Source organism: Bauldia litoralis (assembly GCF_900104485.1).
In the GTDB taxonomy this organism is placed as follows: Bacteria; Pseudomonadota; Alphaproteobacteria; order Rhizobiales; family Kaistiaceae; genus Bauldia; species Bauldia litoralis.
The window spans coordinates 22,651-40,531 of record NZ_FMXQ01000002.1 but is presented as its reverse complement, the minus strand read 5'-3'; the positions used below and the strand labels follow the sequence as shown (position 1 = coordinate 40,531).

Genomic DNA, 17,881 nt, shown 5'->3' with positions numbered 1-17,881 from the left:
CGTTCCGTCAGACTTCGGCCAAGGGCCGGGCTGCTCAAAAAGATGAAATTTTCCGAACTCGGACTAAGTCCGAAGGTACTCGCCGCAGTCGAGGCGGTTGGCTACGACACACCGACTCCCATCCAGGAGCAGGCGATTCCGCACGTCCTGGCGCGGCGTGACGTTCTGGGCATCGCCCAGACCGGCACCGGCAAGACCGCCGGATTCGTGCTGCCGATGCTGACCACGCTGGAGCGCGGACGGGCCCGGGCGCGGATGCCGCGCACCCTGATCCTCGAGCCGACGCGCGAACTCGCGGCGCAGGTCGAGGAGAGCTTCAACAGCTATGGCGCCAATCACAAGCTGACGGTTGCGCTGCTGATCGGCGGCGTTTCCTTCGTCGACCAGTTGAAGAAGCTCGATCGTGGCGCCGATGTCCTGATCGCGACGCCCGGACGCCTGCTCGACCATTTCGAGCGCGGCAACCTCCTGATGAACGGCGTCGAGATCCTGGTGATCGACGAAGCCGACCGCATGCTTGACATGGGCTTCATCCCGGACATCGAGCGCATCTGCAAGCTTCTGCCCTTTACCCGCCAGACGCTGTTCTTCTCCGCGACCATGCCGCCGGAGATCAAGCGCCTCGCTGACGCCTTCCTCTCCAACGCCGTCCGGGTCGAGGCCTCGGCCCCGTCGACCGCGGCGACCACCGTCACACAGTTGCTGGTCCCCTCGGGCCGCGAGTCCGTCGACAAGCGCGCCGTCCTGCGCAAGCTGATCCGCGATGCCAAGGACCTGACCAACGCCATCATCTTCTGCAACCGCAAGCGCGATGTCGCGGTGGTCCAACGTTCGCTCGCACGCCACGGCTTTTCGGTCGGCGCGCTGCATGGCGACATGGACCAGCGCTCGCGCATGGCGACGCTTGCCGACTTCAAGGCCAACAAGCTGACCCTGCTTGTCGCCAGCGATGTCGCGGCGCGCGGCCTCGATATTCCGGCGGTCAGCCATGTCTTCAATTTCGACGTCCCGACCCACGCCGAGGATTACATCCATCGCATCGGCCGCACGGGCCGCGCCGGGCGCAAGGGCACCGCGATCACCATCGCCACCCCGCTCGACCGCAAGTATGTCGCGGGCATCGCCAAGCTGACCGGCCAGCCGATCGAGACGCTCGAGGTCGAGGCCGACGACGAACTGGCCAATGCCCGCTACGCCAAGCGGGGCCAGAAGCCGAAGCCCGCCGAGACGAAAGACGCTCCGGCCGAGGCGAAAGCGCCGGCCGAGGCGGATGCGCCGGCCAAGGCAGAGGCCCCGGTCGAGGCCGCGAAGGCCGAAGCCCCCGCCGCAGCGCCTGAGAAGGTCGCAGAGGCAGACGCCAAGCCGGACGAGCGCTCGGGATCGAACCAGCGGTCGCGCGGGCCGCGCCGGCCGAAGGGCGAGCCCCGCCCGCAGCGTGGCAAGCGCGAACGCGAACCGGCTCGCGAGATGGAGACGGCCTTCGGCAGTTCCGAGGACGTGCCGCAGTTCCTGCTCCGCCCGGTGCGGACGTCGACCTGATCGACGTCAGCGCCCGGCTTTCGGTGCGGATTTCCTGACTTTTCCTGATTTTGGCTTGTGCAGACGCTCGGCGACAGCGAGCGCCTCCGCCGCCCAATCGGCGAACTCGTCCCGCTCGTCAAAGAGCCGCTCGGGCAGTCGCCAATATGAGGTGGTGACGGTCTTGCCGCGGCTGTCGAAGACAAACGGTCCGACGCCCTCGGCGATGAACCGCGGCCGGCTCGCCTCGTCGGTCTTCAGGTAGAGCGCGTCGTCGATCGTCAGGGCGAACATGATGCCGCCCCTGAAGATGCCGACGCCGCCAAACATCCTGCGGAACGCGACGCCGCCAAGCGGCTCGAACAATTCGCTGATGTAATCCTGGAACGCGCCGGCCATCTGGGCGTCCGGCCCGTCGCTACGCGCTGGTGGCCGCGCCCTCGGCTTCCGCCGGCTTCAGCATCACCGACTCGCCGCAGCCGCAGGCGGAGACCTCGTTGGGGTTCTGGAACACGAAACCCGAACGCAGCTTGGTGGTCTCGTAGTCCATGACGCTGCCGAGCAGGAACAGGATGGCGCCGGGGTCGACGTAGACATTCACCCCGTGCTCGCTGACGACGTCGTCGCCCGGGATGGCCGCCTCGACCGGGTCGAGGGTGTATTCCATCCCGGCGCAGCCGCCCTTCTTGATCCCGACGCGGACACCGAGCAGCGGCTTGTCGGTGCCGTCGACGATCTCGCGCACGCGCTCGGCGGCGCGTTCGGTCAGGTGCATTACTGAAGGACGGGGGCGTGCATTCGCCATGACGTCATTTCCCTGTTCGCCGCTGGAGCGACGGTTACCAGCATCAAGATGGGGCGTTTCGCCCGGTGAGACAAGCGGTTGTCCCGAACCGTCTCATCAATAGTTCGACCAGAGCCCGGGCGTCGCCAGTTCGCCGAGATGCCCGTCGGGGTCCCGGAAATAGAGGCTCTTGCCGCCTTGCGGCCAGTCGACCTCGCTCTCGATCGCGACCCCTTCCGAGATCAGATACTGCTTCCAGGCGTCATAGGCGTCGCCGCGAATGCCGAAGGCGAAATGCTGTTGGCCGCCGCCGTCATGCGGTGGGATGAAGCTGCCGGCGACGGGAACCGGCGTCAGCGTCCCGCCGCGCCTGAACAGGATCAGGACGTGGCCCTGGCCGGCATCCATGGCGACGATCCGGTCCTCGACGACCATCGACTCGAAACCGAAGACCCGCTCGTAGAAGGCGCGCGTCACCGCGACGTCGTCGCAGTAGAGGCAGGTTTCCAGGATACCGTTGAGCTCCGGCCGATCCGGGATGGTTTTTCGAACCGTGCTCACACGAGGCTCCCGGCCCTAGTACCAGTCGAGGGCGACCCGCGCCTCGTCGGACATGCGGTCCGGCGTCCACGGCGGGTCGAAGACCATCGAGACATTGACCTGTCCGACGCCGGCGACGAGGCTGACGGCGTTCTCCACCCAGCCCGGCATCTCCCCGGCGACCGGACAGCCCGGCGCGGTCAGCGTCATGTCGACCGCGACATTGCGGTCGTCGTCGATATCGACCTTGTAGATCAGGCCGAGCTCGTAGATATCGGCCGGAATTTCCGGGTCGTAGATGCTTTTCAGCGCCGCGACGATGTCGGTGGTCAGGCGCTCCAGTTCCTCCGGCGGGATCGCCGAGCCGGTGGCGCGCGGCGTCGTTGCTCCGGCCTCGGGCTCGGGAGCCACGACCTGCGCGGTCTCCGGTGCCGAGGCCTCAGCCGTCGGCTCGGGCGTCTCGCCGGTCGCGATGTCGGTCGGGCGGTCTTCCATGGCTTCACTCATGCAAAGAACTCATGGGCTTTCTGCAGGGCCTCGGCCAGCGCGTCGACCTCGGCCAGCGTGTTGTACATGCCGAAGGAAGCACGGCATGTCGCTGTCGTTCCATATCGGGCGAGAAGCGGCTGTGCGCAATGGGTGCCGGCCCGCACCGCGACGCCCGAACGGTCGATGATCGTCGAGATGTCGTGCGGATGGGCGCCGGCCATGTTGAAGGCGAGGATCGCGCCCTTGTCGGCCGTCGTGCCGTAGAGCGTCAGGCTGTTGATCTTCGACAGGCGCTCCATCGCATAGGCGCGAAGCTCCGCTTCATGCGCGGCGATACGGTCGCGGCCGATGCTTTCGATATAGGTCAGCGCGGCGCCCAGGCCGATCGCCTGGACGATCGGCGGCGTCCCCGCCTCGAAGCGGTGCGGCGGCTCGGCATAGGTCACGCCAGCCTCGGTCACCTCGGAGATCATCTCGCCGCCGCCCATATAGGGCGGCATCGCCCTGAGCAGTTCGCCCTTGCCGTACAGGACACCGATGCCGGTCGGTCCGTAGAGCTTGTGGCCGGTCATGCAGTAGAAGTCGCAATCGAGGTCGCGGACATCGACCGGCGCATGCACCGCACCCTGGCTGCCATCGACCAGGACCGGGATGCCCCGGGCATGGGCGATGCTGCAGACCTCCTTGATCGGCACCACCGTGCCGGTGACGTTCGACATCTGGGTCAGCGCGACGATCTTGGTGCGATCGGTCAGCAGCTTCTCGAACTCGTCGAGCAGGAAGGTGCCGTCGTCGGCGATCGGCGCCCACTTGATCACCGCGCCCGATCTCTCTCGGTGGAAATTCCACGGCACGATGTTGGAGTGATGCTCCATGATCGACAGGACGATCTCGTCGCCCTCACCGATCGCCATGCCGCCGAAGGACGAGGCGACGAGGTTGATGGCCTCGGTGGCGTTGCGGGTGAAGATGATCTCCTCGACCTGCTCGGCGTTGATGAAGCGGCGCACGGTCTCGCGCGCGTCCTCGTATTTCTCGGTGGCGAGGTTGGAGAGGAAATGCAGGCCGCGATGGACGTTGGCGTATTCGGCGCCATAGGCGGCCGACACCGCGTCGATCACCGCCTGCGGCTTCTGCGCCGACGCGGCGTTGTCGAGATAGACCAGCGGCTTGTCGTAGATGGTCCGCGCCAGGATCGGGAAGTCGCGGCGCACGGCCTCGGCGTCATAAGGCTCGGTCCTGACGGCGGCGGGCGCGTTCATCACGCCCCTCCCCGCCGCGCCAGCCAGCCGCTGACGATGCCCTTCAGCGATTCCGCGACCGCGCCGTCGCTGCCGGCGTCGATCGCCTCGTCGAGGAAGGATTCGATCAGCAGACGCTCCGCCTCAAGCCGCGGCAGGCCGCGCGACATCAGGTAGAAGAGCTGGGTGTGGTCGATATCGCCGGCCGTTGCGCCGTGGCCGCAGCGGACGTCGTCGGCGAAGATCTCGAGCTCCGGCTTCGAGGCGAACTGCGCCTCGTCCGAGAGGAGCAACGCCCGGGTCATCATCTTGGCGTCGGTCTTCTGGGCAAGCTTCTCGACCGCGATCATCCCCTGGAACGCGCCGGTCGCCCGGTCGTCGACCACGTTCTTGAACAACTCGTTGCTGACCGAGTCCGGGGCGACATGGCGGACGACCAGCGTGTTGTCGCCATGTTCCTTGTCGGAAAGCATCGTCGCGCCATAGAAGCCGGCACGGGCATGACTGCCCTCGATGCGGACGAAGCCCTGCCAGCGGGCCAGCGCCGCGCCGCGGTTGACCGACAGGTGGTCGAGGCTTGAGTCATCCGCCATCCGGGCGACGAAAGTCGTCAGGTGCTGTGCCGCATCGCTCTCCGTCTGGAGACGCGACCACGAGACCAGCGCGCCCCTCGCAATGTCGAGGTCGGCCAGGGTGTTGACCTGGTAGGGCGCGCCGGCCGGTCCGCGATGGCTTTCGATGAAGCGCACCGATGCGCCCTCGCCCACAACGATCCGGCTGCGGGCCGTGGATGCGCGCGGTGTGCCTTCACTGGTGACGTGAGCGAGTTCGATCGGCTTGCCGAGCGCGGCGCCCTTGGGAACGGAGACTACCACGCCATCGGTGGCGAAGGCCGTGTTCAGCGCGACGGCGACATCGCCATCGGCCACGTCGGAGGTCGCCAGCAGCCCGGCCGCCATGTCGCCGTCAGCGGCGAGCAACTCGGCCAGCGGCGCGACCGCGATGCCGGCTTCCAGCAGCGGGCCGCGATCGGAGAGTTCGTCGAAGAAGAAGCCGTCGACCATCACCAGCCGAAACCGGTCGACACCGTCCAGCGGGTCGGCGAGCGCCGACACCGCCCGTGCCGCTGCCTCGGCGTCCGGCCGTTCCGCCGGCGGATAGGCGTTGCGCATCCGGGCGCGAAGGTCGGTGTATTTCCATTCCTCGACCCGGCGGTGCGGCAGCCCCCTGTCGCTGAACAGCGCGATCGCAGCCGCACGCCGGGCCGCAACCAGGCTGCCGCCCGGCAGGCCGGTGCGCGCATTCTCCCAGGCGTCGAGCAGCGCCTGCTCGGCTTCGGTCCGCATTGGACGTTGGGGGGCGTTCATCGCGGTCGCTCCACTCACGCAGCGTCCGCCGCGAATTCGGCATAGCCGCGCGCCTCGAGTTCAAGCGCCAGTTCCTTGCCGCCGGACCGAACGACCTTGCCGGCCGAAAGCACGTGGACGAAGTCCGGTACGATGTATTCGAGCAGCCGCTGATAGTGCGTGATGACCAGCATGCCGCGCTCCGGCGAGCGAAGCTGGTTGACGCCATCGGCGACCAGCCGCAGCGCATCGATGTCGAGGCCGGAGTCGGTCTCGTCGAGCACGCAGAGCGACGGCTCGAGCAGCGCCATCTGCAGGATCTCGTTCCGCTTCTTCTCGCCGCCCGAGAAGCCGGCATTCAGCGGCCGGCGCAGCATATCCTGAGTCACATTAAGGCGTTCTGCAGCGCCTTTCACCTTGCGCATGAAGTCCGGCGTCGACAATTCGGCCTCGCCGCGCGCCTTGCGCTGGGCGTTCAGGGCAGCCTTGAGGAAGGTCATGGTAGCGACGCCGGGAATCTCGACCGGATACTGGAAAGCGAGGAACACGCCGGCGGCCGCCCGCTCGTCGGGTTCCATCTCGAGCAGGTTGTCGCCGCGGAAGCGGATCGTGCCGGCGGTCACCTCATAGCCTTCGCGACCGGCCAGCACGTATGCCAGCGTCGACTTGCCGGAGCCGTTCGGCCCCATGATCGCGTGGATTTCTCCCTCGCCGACCTTCAGGTCGATGCCGCGGAGGATTTCCTTGTCGCCGACCGTGGCGTGGAGGTTTTCGATTTCGAGCAGTGCCATTGAATCTGGTGTCTTCTAACGTCTCGGGTTGATGAACGGACGGCTATTCGCCGTCCCAGTAGCCGACAGAGGATTCGGGCCGGCCAACAAAGCGCACGCCGCCGGTGCCGGACGTCCAGTCGTGGCGCGAGGTGACCGCGAATTTTCCGGAATCCGGATACTCGACCACGTCGGCTTCGGCCTTGCTGGAGAAGGCGAGATACTGAAGATCGCCTTCGCCGGTATTGATGATCTGGTGCGCGGTCTCGGGCCCGCCGGCGGGCGCCGCGAGAACGTCGCCGGACTTCACCGGGTAGCGCTCGTCGCCGATGCGGTATTCGCCGGTGCCGACCAGCACCACGAACATCTCGTCGACGCAGTGATGGGCATGGAATGGAAAGGCGGCCTTGCCGGGCGGCACAATGGTCACCGTGCAACCGAGACCGTCTGAGCCGATCATCGGGCCGACCCGTCCGAGCTTCGCCGCGAACTTGTCGCCGTGGCTGGACTCGCGGAAATCGACCTCCGAAATGTTCACCACCGGTTTCAGCGTATCGCTCATATCGCCCTTCCCTCCGTTATCCGCCGACCTAGCCGACGCTGCCCTCCAGACTGACGCCGATCAGCTTCTGCGCTTCGACGGCGAATTCCATCGGCAGTTGCTGGATGACGTCCTTGACGAAACCGTTGACGATCAGCGCCACGGCTTCCTCGTCGCCAAGCCCACGGCTCTTGGCGTAGAAAAGCTGGTCGTCCGAGATCTTCGACGTCGTCGCCTCATGCTCGAAATTGACCGTCGGGTTCTTCGCCTCGATATACGGCACGGTATGGGCGCCGCATTCGTTGCCGATCAGCAGCGAGTCGCAGTTGGTGTAGTTGCGGGCGCCGGTGGCCTTGCGATGGCTGGTGACCAGGCCGCGATAGGTGTTCTGCGAGTGCCCGGCGGCAATGCCCTTCGAGATGATCCGGCTCTTCGTGTTCTTGCCGAGATGGGTCATCTTGGTGCCGGAGTCGACCTGCTGGTAGCCGTTCGACACCGCGATCGAATAGAACTCGCCGATCGAGTCGTCGCCGCGCAGGATGCAGCTCGGATATTTCCAGGTGATCGCCGAGCCGGTCTCGACTTGGGTCCAGGAAATCTTCGAGCGGTCGCCCCGGCAGTCGCCGCGCTTGGTGACGAAGTTGTAGATGCCGCCCTTGCCCTCGGCGTTGCCGGGATACCAGTTCTGGACGGTCGAATATTTTATCTCGGCGTCCTCGAGCGCGATCAGCTCCACCACGGCCGCGTGCAACTGGTTCTCGTCGCGCATCGGCGCCGTGCAGCCCTCGAGATAGGAAACGTAGGCGCCCTTCTCGGCGATGATCAGCGTCCGCTCGAACTGCCCGGAATTCTTCTCGTTGATGCGGAAATAGGTCGACAGTTCCATCGGGCAGCGGACGCCCTCCGGCACATAGACGAAGGATCCGTCGGAGAAGACGGCCGAGTTCAGCGTCGCATAGAAGTTGTCGGTGACCGGCACGACCGAGCCGAGGTATTTCTTGACGAGGTCCGGATAGTCGCGGATCGCCTCGGAGATCGAGCAGAAGATGACGCCGGCCTTCTTCAACTCGTCCTTGAAGGTGGTGACGACCGAGACGGAATCGAACACCGCGTCGACAGCGACCTTGGCCCCCTGCACCCCGGCCAGCACCTCGCGCTCGCGCAGCGGGATACCGAGCTTGTCGTACATCGCCAGCAATTCCGGATCGACCTCGTCGAGGCTCTTCGGCCCGGCGGTGCTCTTCGGCGCGGCGTAGTAGTAGATGCTCTGGAAGTCGATCTTCGGATAGTGAACGCGCGCCCAGGTCGGCTCGATCATGTTGATCCAGCGGCGATAGGCGTCGAGGCGCCATTCGAGCATCCATTCCGGCTCGTTCTTCTTGGCCGAAATGAAGCGCACGGTATCCTCGGAAAGGCCGATCGGGGCCTTGTCCGTTTCGATATCCGTGACGAATCCATATTTGTACTGGTCAACGTCGATGCCGCGTACGGTATCGACCGTTTCCTGAACGGCAGGCATTAACGTACTCCATCCACTGCGGTTTAAAGGACCGCGGGTCGAGCATTTCGGCGCGGCTCAAGCCGCCCGAATGTGTCCCGGCGCTACGTGCCTTAGCACGCGGCCCCACCTATTTGCGAATAAATCTAAGCTAGATTCCGTGGATTCCCACCCCCAGGAGATGCGAATTGCGGTTTTTGCGACCTTGTCCGGCACCCCCATGGCCGCCAGGACATGGCTGGCCGCGACCTTTCCGGACGAACAGGCGGAGCCGGACGACACCGCGACGCCCTCCAGATCGAGTGCGATCACCAGGGTTTCCGCCGTAACGCCCTCCAGGCCAGCGCACAGCGTTTGCGGCAGGCGCGGTGCGTTGTCGCCGAACACCGTGACCGGCACTCCGCCCTGGCGGAGCGTTTCCGCCAACCGGGTGCGCCAATCCGCCCAGGTCGGCCCCTTGGCGAGGTCGGCAGCGGCGGCATCGGCGGCGGCGCCAAAGCCGGCTATCGCCGCGACATTCTCGGTCCCGCCCCGCTGGCGCTTTTCCTGGCCGCCGCCGACGAGGAGCGGCGGGAAGGTCAGCGCCTCCGATGCCCGCACGATCGCGCCGGCACCCTGGGGGCCGCCGATCTTGTGCGCCGAAAGGGTCAGCACATCGACGCCAAGGGCTTCCATGTCGATCGGCATCCGTCCGGCGGCCTGAACCGCATCGGTATGGACGATCGCGCCCGCGCGGTGGGCGAGACGGGCGACCTCGGAAACGGGCTGAATCACCCCCGTCTCGTTATTCGCCAGCATGACGGAGACCAGCGGGCGGATTTCACTGGCAGCAAGTTCCTCGAGGAGCCGTTCGAGGCTGTCGAGCCGGACCACGCCGTCGCCGTCGACCGGAATCGTCCGCACCCGCTCCGGCGGAAAGCGGCCACCGGCAAGAACGGCGACATGCTCGACCGCCGAAACCAGCAGCATGTCGGCGCGATGCGCTTCGCTGCCCATCCGCCAGTCCGGCGCCAGCACCGTGTTGTTAGCTTCGGTGCCGCCGCTGGTGAAGGTGACGAGCTTGGCATCGGCGCCGACCAGGCCGGCGACCTGACGCCGGGCCGCCTCGACCCGTCCGCGCGCAGCGCGCCCCTCGGCGTGGACGGAGGAGGCGTTACCGACCGTCGACAATGCGGAGACGACGGCGTCCCGCGCCTCGGGACGAAGCGGCGCCGTTGCGTTGTAATCGAGATAGAGGCGGGTCATCGCGGTTGGAAAAACACGGTTTCCGGCGAAACGCAAATCACACCGTCAGTCAGGGCCTCGTCGAGTCGCGGCTTGACGCCGGTTCACCCGGCAGCCAGACGCCGCGGTTCCTCGGGTGCGGCAAGCGCGCATTCCGCAGCGAGGAATTGTCTCACCTCTGCTGCCGCCTTCGGGCGGGCAAGGAGATAGCCCTGCCCTTCCGTGCATCCGGCTTCCGTCAGCCAGTCCATCTGCCCGGCCGTCTCGATGCCCTCGGCGGTCGTCTTCATGCCGAGTTCCCTGGCCAGGACGATCACGGCCGTGACGATCGTCATCGCATGCGGCGTGCGGCCGAGTTCGGCAACAAAGGACCTATCGATCTTGATCGTATCGATGGGAAAGACCCTGAGCGAGCGGAGCGACGAGTAGCCGGTTCCGAAGTCGTCGAGGGCCAGTCGCACACCGGCCCGTCGCAATTCAGACAGGACCGCCTTGGTCTGCCGGTTCTCGGCAAGAATAACCGACTCGGTGATCTCGAGGATCAAACGGTGCGGATCGAGGCCAACGTCCGCCAGCGTTCGCCTCACCTCGGTCGAGAAGCTCGGGTTTCTCAACTGAACGGCTGACAGGTTGATGGCGACGGAAACGGTTTCCGGCCATCGGGTCGCCTCGGCGCAGGCCCGTTTCAGGACCCATCGGCCAATGACCGGGATCAGACCGATATCCTCGGCCATCGGCACGAATTCAGTCGGCGGTACCAGTCCGCGGGTTGGGTGGTTCCAGCGAAGCAATGTCTCGCAACTGGTGATGCGGCCGGTCTGGAGATCGACGATCGGCTGATAGACCAGCGCCAGTTCGTCATTCTCGATCGCCCGCCGCAGGTCCGCCTCGCGTTCACGCCGGCGTCGTACGGCGTCGGCCATCTCCGGCAGGAAGAAGCGGCAGCGACCGCGCCCATCGGCCTTCGCCCGGTAGAGAGCGAGATCGGCGTTTTTCATCAGTTCGATCAGCGTGACGCCGTCGTCCGGCGCACGGGCAATTCCGCAGCTCGCGCCCAGCGAGATGACATGTCCCTCGACGACGAAATCCGTCTCGAAACTCGCAAGAACCGCCCCGGAAAGGCGTTCGGCATCGACGGGCCGGGCATCGGGCTGGAGGATCGCGAATTCGTCGCCACCCAACCGGGTTATCAGGGCCTCCTTGCCCGCGACTTCAAGGAGCCGCTCGCCGATCTGATGGAGGGCCATGTCGCCGACGCGGTGACCCAGCGTATCGTTGACGCCCTTGAAATCGTCCAGGTCGAGATAGTGGACCGCCAGCGTTCGCCCCGTCTCCTTCGCCTCGGCCAGGATCGCTACACCGCGGGACTGGAAGGCGCTGCGGTTGGGCAATCCGGTGATCGGATCGACATAGGCGATCCGGCGGATCTGCTCGCGGGCACGGTCGTGCTCGATGGCGATCGTGCAGAGGTGGATGCAGCTCTCGACGATCTGGAGATCAATCGCGCTTGGACCACGCTTCTCGCGGTAATAGAAGGCAAAGCTGCCGACGGCCCGGCCGTCCTTGGCGAGGATCGGGCTCGACCAGCAGGCCTTCAGGCCGTGCTGCAGCGGAATCTCCTTGAAATTCCGCCAGAGCGGATCGGTCTCGAGATCGTGGCACTCAACCGGTTCGCGCTTGTAGGCTGCGGTTCCGCAGGAGCCAATGTTTGGACCGATCGGAATCCCGTCAATCGACCGGCTGAAGACTTCCGGCACGGACGGCCCGGCAAGGGGTCGAAGCCGGCCCTCGTCGTCAACGGCCAGAATCGACGTTGTGACATCGGGGACGATCTCCTCGACCCGCCGGCACAACAAATCCATCGCCGCTCCCAGGTCCTGGTTCGTGGCGACGACAATGAGGACCTCATGCTCTAGGGCAAGAAGATACTGGCTGAGGCTCTCGTCGTGTGGCGGCATGCCGGGTCCCGGTGCGGTTGAACTCTCACATTAGGTGCCTAGAGGTTAAGAAAAAACGCGCCTGCAACCGCCATGTCGCGGGCCGTTCAAGCGCGTTTTGGTAACCGGTGCGTTAACATAGCCCGCCCCCGCGCCGGGCTCGCGCCGGACGCCAGGGCCGGCTCCGAACCGACGCCGCCCTGGCATCCGCCGTTTTGCTTGAAATTGCCCCCGTCCATCGTGATATGAATGCCACGCTTCACGCGCGGCCCGGCATCAGCGGCCGGAAGCCTGCGCAGCTTCGCCTTCGCGGCGGCAATAAAGAGAGAAACCGACCAGACATGCCCGAAGTCATTTTCACCGGTCCCTCCGGCCGCCTCGAAGGGCGTTTCCAGCCCGCCAAGCAGAAGAACGCGCCGATCGCTATCATCCTCCATCCGCATCCGGCGTTTGGCGGGACGATGAACAACCAGGTGATCTATCAGCTCTTCTACATGTTCTCGAAGCGCGGCTTCGCGGTCCTCCGCTTCAATTTCCGCGGCGTCGGCCGCAGCCAGGGCGAGTTCGACCACGGCGCCGGCGAGTTGTCGGATGCCGCAGCGGCGCTCGACTGGATCCAGTCGGTCCACACCGATGCCCGCGGCTGCTGGGTGGCCGGCTTTTCGTTCGGCGCTTGGATCGGCATGCAGTTGCTGATGCGCCGGCCGGAAGTCGAGGGTTTCATCTCGATCGCCCCGCCGGCCAACCTGCACGACTTCACCTTCCTCGCGCCCTGCCCCTCGTCGGGCCTGATCGTTCACGGCGACGCCGACCGCGTCGTTCCGCAGAAGGATGTCCAGGCGCTGGTCGACAAGCTGAAGACCCAGAAGGGCATCAAGATCGACCAGCAGATCGTGCCTGGCGCCAACCACTTCTTCGAGAACCATGTCGACGAGCTTCTCGGCATCTGCGCCAACTATGTCGACATGCGCCAGGCGATGATCGACGCCGCCTGAGCTGGCGCCTGCGGGGGCGTCTCAGGACGCTCCCGCACCGCTCAGGTCGCGCAGATACTGGTGAATGAATGCGATGGCCATGCTGCCCTCGCCGACGGCCGAAGCCACACGCTTGACCGGCCCGAGGCGAACGTCGCCTGCCGCGAAAATGCCGGGCACGCTGGTCTCGAGGAGATAGGGATCGCGGTCGAGCGACCAGTGCCCGGCCCGAAGAAGGTCGGGGCCAGTGAGAACATAGCCCCTCTCGTTCCGGGCGATCCCGGCCGGCAGCCATCCGGTTTCCGCGTCCGCGCCGATGAAGACAAACAGCCCGCCACAGGTTTCGCGTCGCACACCGCCGCAGGTGCGGTCGACGATGTCGATGTCGGTCAGGTGGTTGTCGCCGTGGACGCCCCCGACCTCGCAACCCAGCGCCACCTTGATATTCGATTTCTCCCTTACCTGATCGATCAGATACCGGGACATGCTCTTCTCGAGTGACTGGCCGCGGACCAGCAGCGTGACGCTGCGCGCGTGATTGGCGAAGAACATCGCTGCCTGGCCCGCAGAGTTTCCGGCGCCGATGAGATGGACGTCGAGGCCCTGCATCAGGCTCGCTTCGCTCCGCGCCGCCCCGTAATAGATCCCCTTGCCGGTCAGGCGATCGAAGCCTTCGATAGTCAACCGCCGCCAGCTCACGCCGGTGGCCAGGACGATCGTCCGCGTCCGGACAACATCCCCGCAATCGAGATGAATGGCGCGGGTGTCGGCGTCGATCTTCTCGATGTGGCGCGTGATCAGGATTTCCGCACCCAGGCGCTTCGCCTGGCGGAGGGCCCGGCTCGCCAGGTCGTCACCGGAGATGCCGTTCGGGAACCCGAGGTAGTTCTCGATCCGCGAGGACGTACCGGCTTGTCCGCCGGGCGCCTCCCGCTCGATCACCAGCGTTCGCAGCCCCTCGGATGCTCCATAGACGGCCGCTGCAAGTCCCGCCGGCCCACCGCCGACAACCACCGTGTCATAATCCATCATCACCGGCACGGTCTGCAGCCCCAGCCGCTCCGCAAGCAGGCGCGCCGGCGGCTTCGCCAGGATGGTCCCGTCAGCCAGGCGGAAGGCCGGCAGGTCGGCCTCCGCGGGCATCGGGGCCTGCCACCGGTCCATGAAGCCAGGCTCGTCGACGTCGACCCCCTCGAAATGAATCTGGTTCCTGGCAAGGAAACTGCGGAGCGCGACGCAGGTCGCGTCGTAGCGGTGTCCGGCCATGGTCACCTGCGGCGGTCGTCGTTCGGCGACGAGGCTCTTCATTCCCTTGGGCCCGCCGACGCGATACTCGGCGCTTTCGCGCACGGTCTTCGCGAACTCCGGCGCCTCACCGGCAAGCGCGTGGTAGTGCCGGGCGTCCAGGCGAAGCACGCGCGTCGGGCCAAGGGCCCTGGCGGCCCACTGGAAGTCCATGCCGAATGTCAGCGGGATTTCACCGAACATCGTTCCGGCCCGCCGTTCACCGAATTTCTTTTCGACTCCGTCGATTGCCTGGACAACCTCCAGAACGCCGGAAATCACGAGGTAGAATGCCGCCTCGTCGCCGTCGTGAACGACATACTGTCCGGACCCGACCACGATATCGGCCGCGTGCTTGGTGACCTCGCCAAGCTGGTCAGGCCGAAGACCGGAGAAGACCGGAAACGCGGCCAGTTCGTCGGTTGTCAGCATGAATCCTCGGCGAAATCTGAGACGAGCTGCCGTGCAATCCCCCTCTACTGTCGCACGGTGGACGAGCCGGAACAATAATAGCAAAGCCGGCTGTCCGACGCCCGACTGGGGCCGCTGCAACCCGACCGTTTCACGGCCTCCCGTTGCCGTCCCCGGACGGGTCGTCGGGCGTCTCCTCCGCCGGCTCCGGATCGCTTGTCGACAAAGCACCGGCGTCTCCCATCCCGCGTCGGCGGAGTCTCATCCGCCCCCGTCTGAACAGGGCCGCGATCTCGCGCCGATCCTGGAAGATCGGAATCCGCGGCGCCGCGCGCGTCGATTGCTCCAGCGCCAGCCCGACTTCGACGATCCGGTGATCGTCGTCGACACTTCGGACGATCAGGTCGATCCGGCCATAGGCGACCCGGTCGCCGTGTTCGATGTTGCCCGCCAGTTCGCGCCGCAGCATCTCGCCGACGGTGATGTCACCGTTCTCCTTGTCCATCGGCAGATCGTAGAGCGTCGCCAGTTCCGCCAGGCTGGTGTCGGGGCCGATTGAAAACTCACCATAGAGATCCGGGTCGCCCGCCCCCTCGACAGGTCCTGCGAACAGGCCATCGAGCAGGCGGATGAAGTTCGCGGTGGTCAGCACATAGATGTGGTCGCCGGCCTGGGGACGCCCTGCCCGGTCCGGCCGCAACGACCGGCCGCCACGCACGATCAGCGCCGGGCGCGCCCAACGCGGGATGCGCTGCCCGTTGGCCACGGGGCTCTCCGGGTGAACAACATAGGCGACGATCTCGTGGTCTCCGCGTCCCGGCAGTTCCAGCTCGATCCGTTCGACGGGGCCGAAGCGCGCCGGCACCACCATGCCCAGGAAACGGCCGACAGCCCCGATCGACCATCCCTGCACGACAAGCGAGGCGAGGACGACGATGAAGGCGGTATTGAAGATCGCCTGGGCGTCGGGGAGCCGGCCGATCACCGGCAGGATGGCGAGGAGGATGGACACCGCGCCGCGCAATCCGACCCATGACACGAAGGCGATCTCGTTGCGGCTGAAGCCGAAGGGCAGCAGGCACAGCCACACGGCGACCGGCCGCGCGACGAAGGTCAGGAAGGCGGCGAGTGCGATCGCCGGCAGCACGATCGCGGGAAACTGCGACGGCGTGGCGAGCAGGCCGAGGGTCAGGAACATGGCGATCTGGCTGAGCCAGGTGGTGCCCTGCTGGAACCGCCGAAGCGCCAGCGCGTGCCGTATCCGGGTGTTCCCCGCCACGATGCCGGCCAGATAGACGGCGAGGAAGCCGCTGCCGCCGATCATGCCGGTGAGCGCAAAAACGGCAAGTGCGGCGGCAATGACGATGATCGGGTAAAGGGCCGGCTCGAGTTGCGCGCGGTTGACGATCTGGGCAATCACCCAGCCGCCGGCGAGACCGGCCACGGTTCCCAGCCCGATCTGCAAGAGGAAGCGGACGGCGATCTCGCCGGTCAGGCCGTCGGTCACCGCGCCGCCGACCATCCACTCGACAAGGACGAGCGTGAGGAAGATCGATATCGGATCGTTCGAGCCGGATTCCACCTCGAGCGTCGACCGGACGCGATCGCGCAGCGTGATGCCGCCGACCCGCAACAGGAAAAACACCGCCGCGGCATCGGTCGGCGCGACGATGGCGCCGAGCAGGACGCCGGCGAAGAACGGGATGCCGAAGAGGTATTGCGCGACGAAGCCGACCATCAGGGCGGTCAGCACGACTCCGACTGTCGAAAGGACCGCCGCCGGCCCGGCCGCCACCCGCAGGGTCGCCACCCGCGTTTCGAATCCGGCATCGAAGAGGATGATGGCGAGCGCGATGGCGCCGACGAAGAACGCCACCCCGGCATTGTCGAAATCGATCCCCAGCGGGCCATCCTCGCCGGCCAGCAGGCCGACAATCAGGAAGACAAGCAGCAGCGGCGCGCCAAAGCGAAAGCTGACAAGGCTGGTCAGCACCGCCACCATCACGAGGGCGGATCCAATGAAGATGGCAATGTTCAGCGACTCGAGCACCAACGAACTCCAGGGAAACCTGTTCGAACGATACTATCCGGCGATTGGGTCGCTAGTCGGGCCGAACGAGTACGCCGCCCCGCATCGGCTCGGGCACGCCGGTGGTTTCCGGCAGGCTGAGCGGCAGCCCGGCGACGCTGCGCGCCGCCAGGAAGGCGAAGGCCTGTGCCTCGACAAAGTCGCCGTCCCAGCCGAGATCGGTCGCCAGCCTGACGTCCGACTCTGTCGCTTCCGCCAGCATCGCAACAATCGTCGGATTGTGCGCGCCGCCGCCGGAGACCACGATGACGTCGGCGCCGCCGGCATTGGCGATCGCGCCAGCCATCGACGACGCCGTGAAGGCGGCCAGCGTCGCGGCGCCGTCCTCGACCGGCATCAGGTGGACCGGCGCCGGCGAGAAGGCATCGCGATCGACCGACTTCGGCAAGGGTTCGAGAAACCACGGGTCGGCCATCAGCGCCGACAGGGCGAGCTCGTCGACCTCGCCCTTCGCCGCCAGCCGCCCCCCCTCATCCATCGTGGCGCCCGTACGGCTGGCGACCAGATCGTCGATCAACGCATTGCCCGGCCCCGTATCGCCGGCCGCGATGCTGCCGTCGGCCCCGATGCGGGTGATGTTGCCGACGCCGCCGATATTGGCGATGACGATGTTGCCTTTCAGCCCGGCCATGCGGGCCAGCGCCTGGTGATAAAGGGGGACGAAGGGCGCGCCCTCGCCGCCCGCCGCAATATCCGCGGCGCGGAAATCAAACACCACCGGCACGCCCAGTCGCCGCGCAAGCGCCGCCCCGTCGCCGATCTGCACGGTGAGCAGGCGATCCGGGGCGTGGAACACGGTCTGGCCGTGGAAGCCGACGAGATCGGCGGTGAGGCCGGGATTGGCCGCCAGCAGCTTCTCCGCCGCGTCGGCATGGGCGTCCGTGACGATCGTCTCGGCCTCGGCAAGGGCGCCCGGCCGGGCGGTGCGGTCGTCGAGGCTTCGCGCCTCGGCTAGGGCACGGCGGAGGACGGCGCGTTCGGCTGCGTCATAAGGCCGGAAGAGCGTCGGCCCAAAACGCTCGATCGTCTCGCCGTCGGTCACCAGCACCGCCGCGTCGACGCCGTCCATCGACGTGCCGCTCATCATTCCGATTACCGTCTGCATTGGCCCTGGTCCCGTCCGCCTGAAAATCGATCCTGAACGCCGCCCCGTGCGTCCTTCCGGCCCCAAAGAGCGGAAAAGCGGGAATCGCGGCAAGTGAAATCCCCGACGCGGCCTGTTATACGGCTTTCGC

General features: G+C 66.3%; 16 protein-coding genes. 2 read left to right on the top strand and 14 right to left on the bottom strand.

Features of this window, described 5'->3' with window-relative positions:
* Positions 1-42 precede the first annotated feature (42 nt).
* Complete coding sequence (locus BLT60_RS04130) at positions 43-1,539, top strand: DEAD/DEAH box helicase (RefSeq protein ID WP_090874982.1); 1,497 nt, start codon at positions 43-45, stop codon at positions 1,537-1,539.
* A gap of 6 nt (positions 1,540-1,545) precedes the next feature.
* Here the strand turns inward: BLT60_RS04130 and BLT60_RS04125 are convergent, their stop codons facing one another.
* The 11 genes from BLT60_RS04125 to BLT60_RS04075 form a co-directional block, all read right to left on the bottom strand.
* Entirely contained in the window at positions 1,546-1,917 is a 372-nt protein-coding gene (locus tag BLT60_RS04125) for a TfoX/Sxy family protein (RefSeq protein ID WP_090874981.1), read from the bottom strand.
* Between the two features lie 19 nt (positions 1,918-1,936).
* A complete protein-coding gene (locus BLT60_RS04120) occupies positions 1,937-2,323 on the bottom strand; it encodes a HesB/IscA family protein (protein ID WP_090874980.1) in 387 nt (128 codons plus the stop codon).
* A gap of 96 nt (positions 2,324-2,419) precedes the next feature.
* Positions 2,420-2,863, bottom strand: a complete 444-nt coding sequence (locus tag BLT60_RS04115) for a VOC family protein (protein ID WP_211200082.1) — start codon at positions 2,861-2,863, stop codon at positions 2,420-2,422.
* Positions 2,864-2,878: 15 nt separating this feature from the next.
* Entirely contained in the window at positions 2,879-3,349 is a 471-nt protein-coding gene (locus tag BLT60_RS04110) for an SUF system Fe-S cluster assembly protein (RefSeq protein WP_244521143.1), read from the bottom strand.
* Complete coding sequence (locus tag BLT60_RS04105; protein ID WP_090874978.1) at positions 3,346-4,593, bottom strand: cysteine desulfurase; 1,248 nt, start codon at positions 4,591-4,593, stop codon at positions 3,346-3,348. Before BLT60_RS04105 ends, BLT60_RS04110 begins: the two co-directional genes overlap by 4 nt.
* A complete protein-coding gene (sufD, locus tag BLT60_RS04100) occupies positions 4,593-5,939 on the bottom strand; it encodes a Fe-S cluster assembly protein SufD (RefSeq protein ID WP_139167753.1) in 1,347 nt (448 codons plus the stop codon). Before sufD ends, BLT60_RS04105 begins: the two co-directional genes overlap by 1 nt.
* A 14-nt stretch (positions 5,940-5,953) precedes the next feature.
* Positions 5,954-6,709, bottom strand: a complete 756-nt coding sequence (sufC, locus tag BLT60_RS04095) for a Fe-S cluster assembly ATPase SufC (RefSeq protein WP_090874976.1) — start codon at positions 6,707-6,709, stop codon at positions 5,954-5,956.
* A gap of 43 nt (positions 6,710-6,752) precedes the next feature.
* Positions 6,753-7,250: a cupin domain-containing protein gene (locus BLT60_RS04090; protein ID WP_090874975.1), complete on the bottom strand. Its 498-nt coding sequence runs from the start codon at positions 7,248-7,250 to the stop codon at positions 6,753-6,755.
* A gap of 28 nt (positions 7,251-7,278) precedes the next feature.
* Positions 7,279-8,748 carry a Fe-S cluster assembly protein SufB gene (sufB, locus tag BLT60_RS04085; RefSeq protein ID WP_090874974.1) on the bottom strand — a complete coding sequence of 490 codons (1,470 nt, stop codon included), beginning with the start codon at positions 8,746-8,748 and terminating at the stop codon, positions 7,279-7,281.
* A 57-nt stretch (positions 8,749-8,805) separates the two neighbouring features.
* Positions 8,806-9,972, bottom strand: a complete 1,167-nt coding sequence (locus BLT60_RS04080) for a cysteine desulfurase family protein (RefSeq protein ID WP_090874973.1) — start codon at positions 9,970-9,972, stop codon at positions 8,806-8,808.
* Between the two features lie 83 nt (positions 9,973-10,055).
* Positions 10,056-11,909, bottom strand: a complete 1,854-nt coding sequence (locus BLT60_RS04075) for a putative bifunctional diguanylate cyclase/phosphodiesterase (protein WP_090874972.1) — start codon at positions 11,907-11,909, stop codon at positions 10,056-10,058.
* A 320-nt stretch (positions 11,910-12,229) separates the two neighbouring features.
* On the opposite strand from BLT60_RS04075, the gene BLT60_RS04070 reads away from it, so the two are divergent.
* Positions 12,230-12,883: an alpha/beta hydrolase gene (locus BLT60_RS04070; protein ID WP_090875722.1), complete on the top strand. Its 654-nt coding sequence runs from the start codon at positions 12,230-12,232 to the stop codon at positions 12,881-12,883.
* Between the two features lie 21 nt (positions 12,884-12,904).
* On the opposite strand, the gene BLT60_RS04065 is transcribed toward BLT60_RS04070, so the two are convergent.
* The 3 genes from BLT60_RS04065 to BLT60_RS04055 all read right to left on the bottom strand — a co-directional run bounded on the left by BLT60_RS04065 (position 12,905) and on the right by BLT60_RS04055 (position 17,751).
* Positions 12,905-14,578, bottom strand: coding sequence for an FAD-dependent oxidoreductase (locus tag BLT60_RS04065; protein WP_090874971.1), 1,674 nt, complete (start codon positions 14,576-14,578; stop codon positions 12,905-12,907).
* Positions 14,579-14,708: 130 nt separating this feature from the next.
* Complete coding sequence (locus BLT60_RS04060; protein WP_244521142.1) at positions 14,709-16,607, bottom strand: potassium/proton antiporter; 1,899 nt, start codon at positions 16,605-16,607, stop codon at positions 14,709-14,711.
* A gap of 52 nt (positions 16,608-16,659) precedes the next feature.
* A complete protein-coding gene (locus BLT60_RS04055) occupies positions 16,660-17,751 on the bottom strand; it encodes an anhydro-N-acetylmuramic acid kinase (protein ID WP_090874970.1) in 1,092 nt (363 codons plus the stop codon).
* Positions 17,752-17,881 lie beyond the last annotated feature (130 nt).

Bases quoted from the DNA above. Each gene is read 5' to 3' on its own strand.
- sufC (WP_090874976.1), bottom strand. From the start codon at position 6,709: ATGGCACTGCTCGAAATCGAAAACCTCCACGCCACGGTCGGCGACAAG.
- BLT60_RS04075 (WP_090874972.1), bottom strand. From the start codon at position 11,909: ATGCCGCCACACGACGAGAGCCTCAGCCAGTATCTTCTTGCCCTAGAG.
- BLT60_RS04110 (WP_244521143.1), bottom strand. From the start codon at position 3,349: ATGAGTGAAGCCATGGAAGACCGCCCGACCGACATCGCGACCGGCGAG.
- BLT60_RS04070 (WP_090875722.1), top strand. From the start codon at position 12,230: ATGCCCGAAGTCATTTTCACCGGTCCCTCCGGCCGCCTCGAAGGGCGT.
- BLT60_RS04105 (WP_090874978.1), bottom strand. From the start codon at position 4,593: ATGAACGCGCCCGCCGCCGTCAGGACCGAGCCTTATGACGCCGAGGCC.
- BLT60_RS04125 (WP_090874981.1), bottom strand. From the start codon at position 1,917: ATGGCCGGCGCGTTCCAGGATTACATCAGCGAATTGTTCGAGCCGCTT.
- BLT60_RS04080 (WP_090874973.1), bottom strand. From the start codon at position 9,972: ATGACCCGCCTCTATCTCGATTACAACGCAACGGCGCCGCTTCGTCCC.
- BLT60_RS04065 (WP_090874971.1), bottom strand. From the start codon at position 14,578: ATGCTGACAACCGACGAACTGGCCGCGTTTCCGGTCTTCTCCGGTCTT.
- sufB (WP_090874974.1), bottom strand. From the start codon at position 8,748: ATGCCTGCCGTTCAGGAAACGGTCGATACCGTACGCGGCATCGACGTT.
- BLT60_RS04090 (WP_090874975.1), bottom strand. From the start codon at position 7,250: ATGAGCGATACGCTGAAACCGGTGGTGAACATTTCGGAGGTCGATTTC.
- BLT60_RS04130 (WP_090874982.1), top strand. From the start codon at position 43: ATGAAATTTTCCGAACTCGGACTAAGTCCGAAGGTACTCGCCGCAGTC.
- BLT60_RS04120 (WP_090874980.1), bottom strand. From the start codon at position 2,323: ATGGCGAATGCACGCCCCCGTCCTTCAGTAATGCACCTGACCGAACGC.
- sufD (WP_139167753.1), bottom strand. From the start codon at position 5,939: ATGAACGCCCCCCAACGTCCAATGCGGACCGAAGCCGAGCAGGCGCTG.
- BLT60_RS04055 (WP_090874970.1), bottom strand. From the start codon at position 17,751: ATGCAGACGGTAATCGGAATGATGAGCGGCACGTCGATGGACGGCGTC.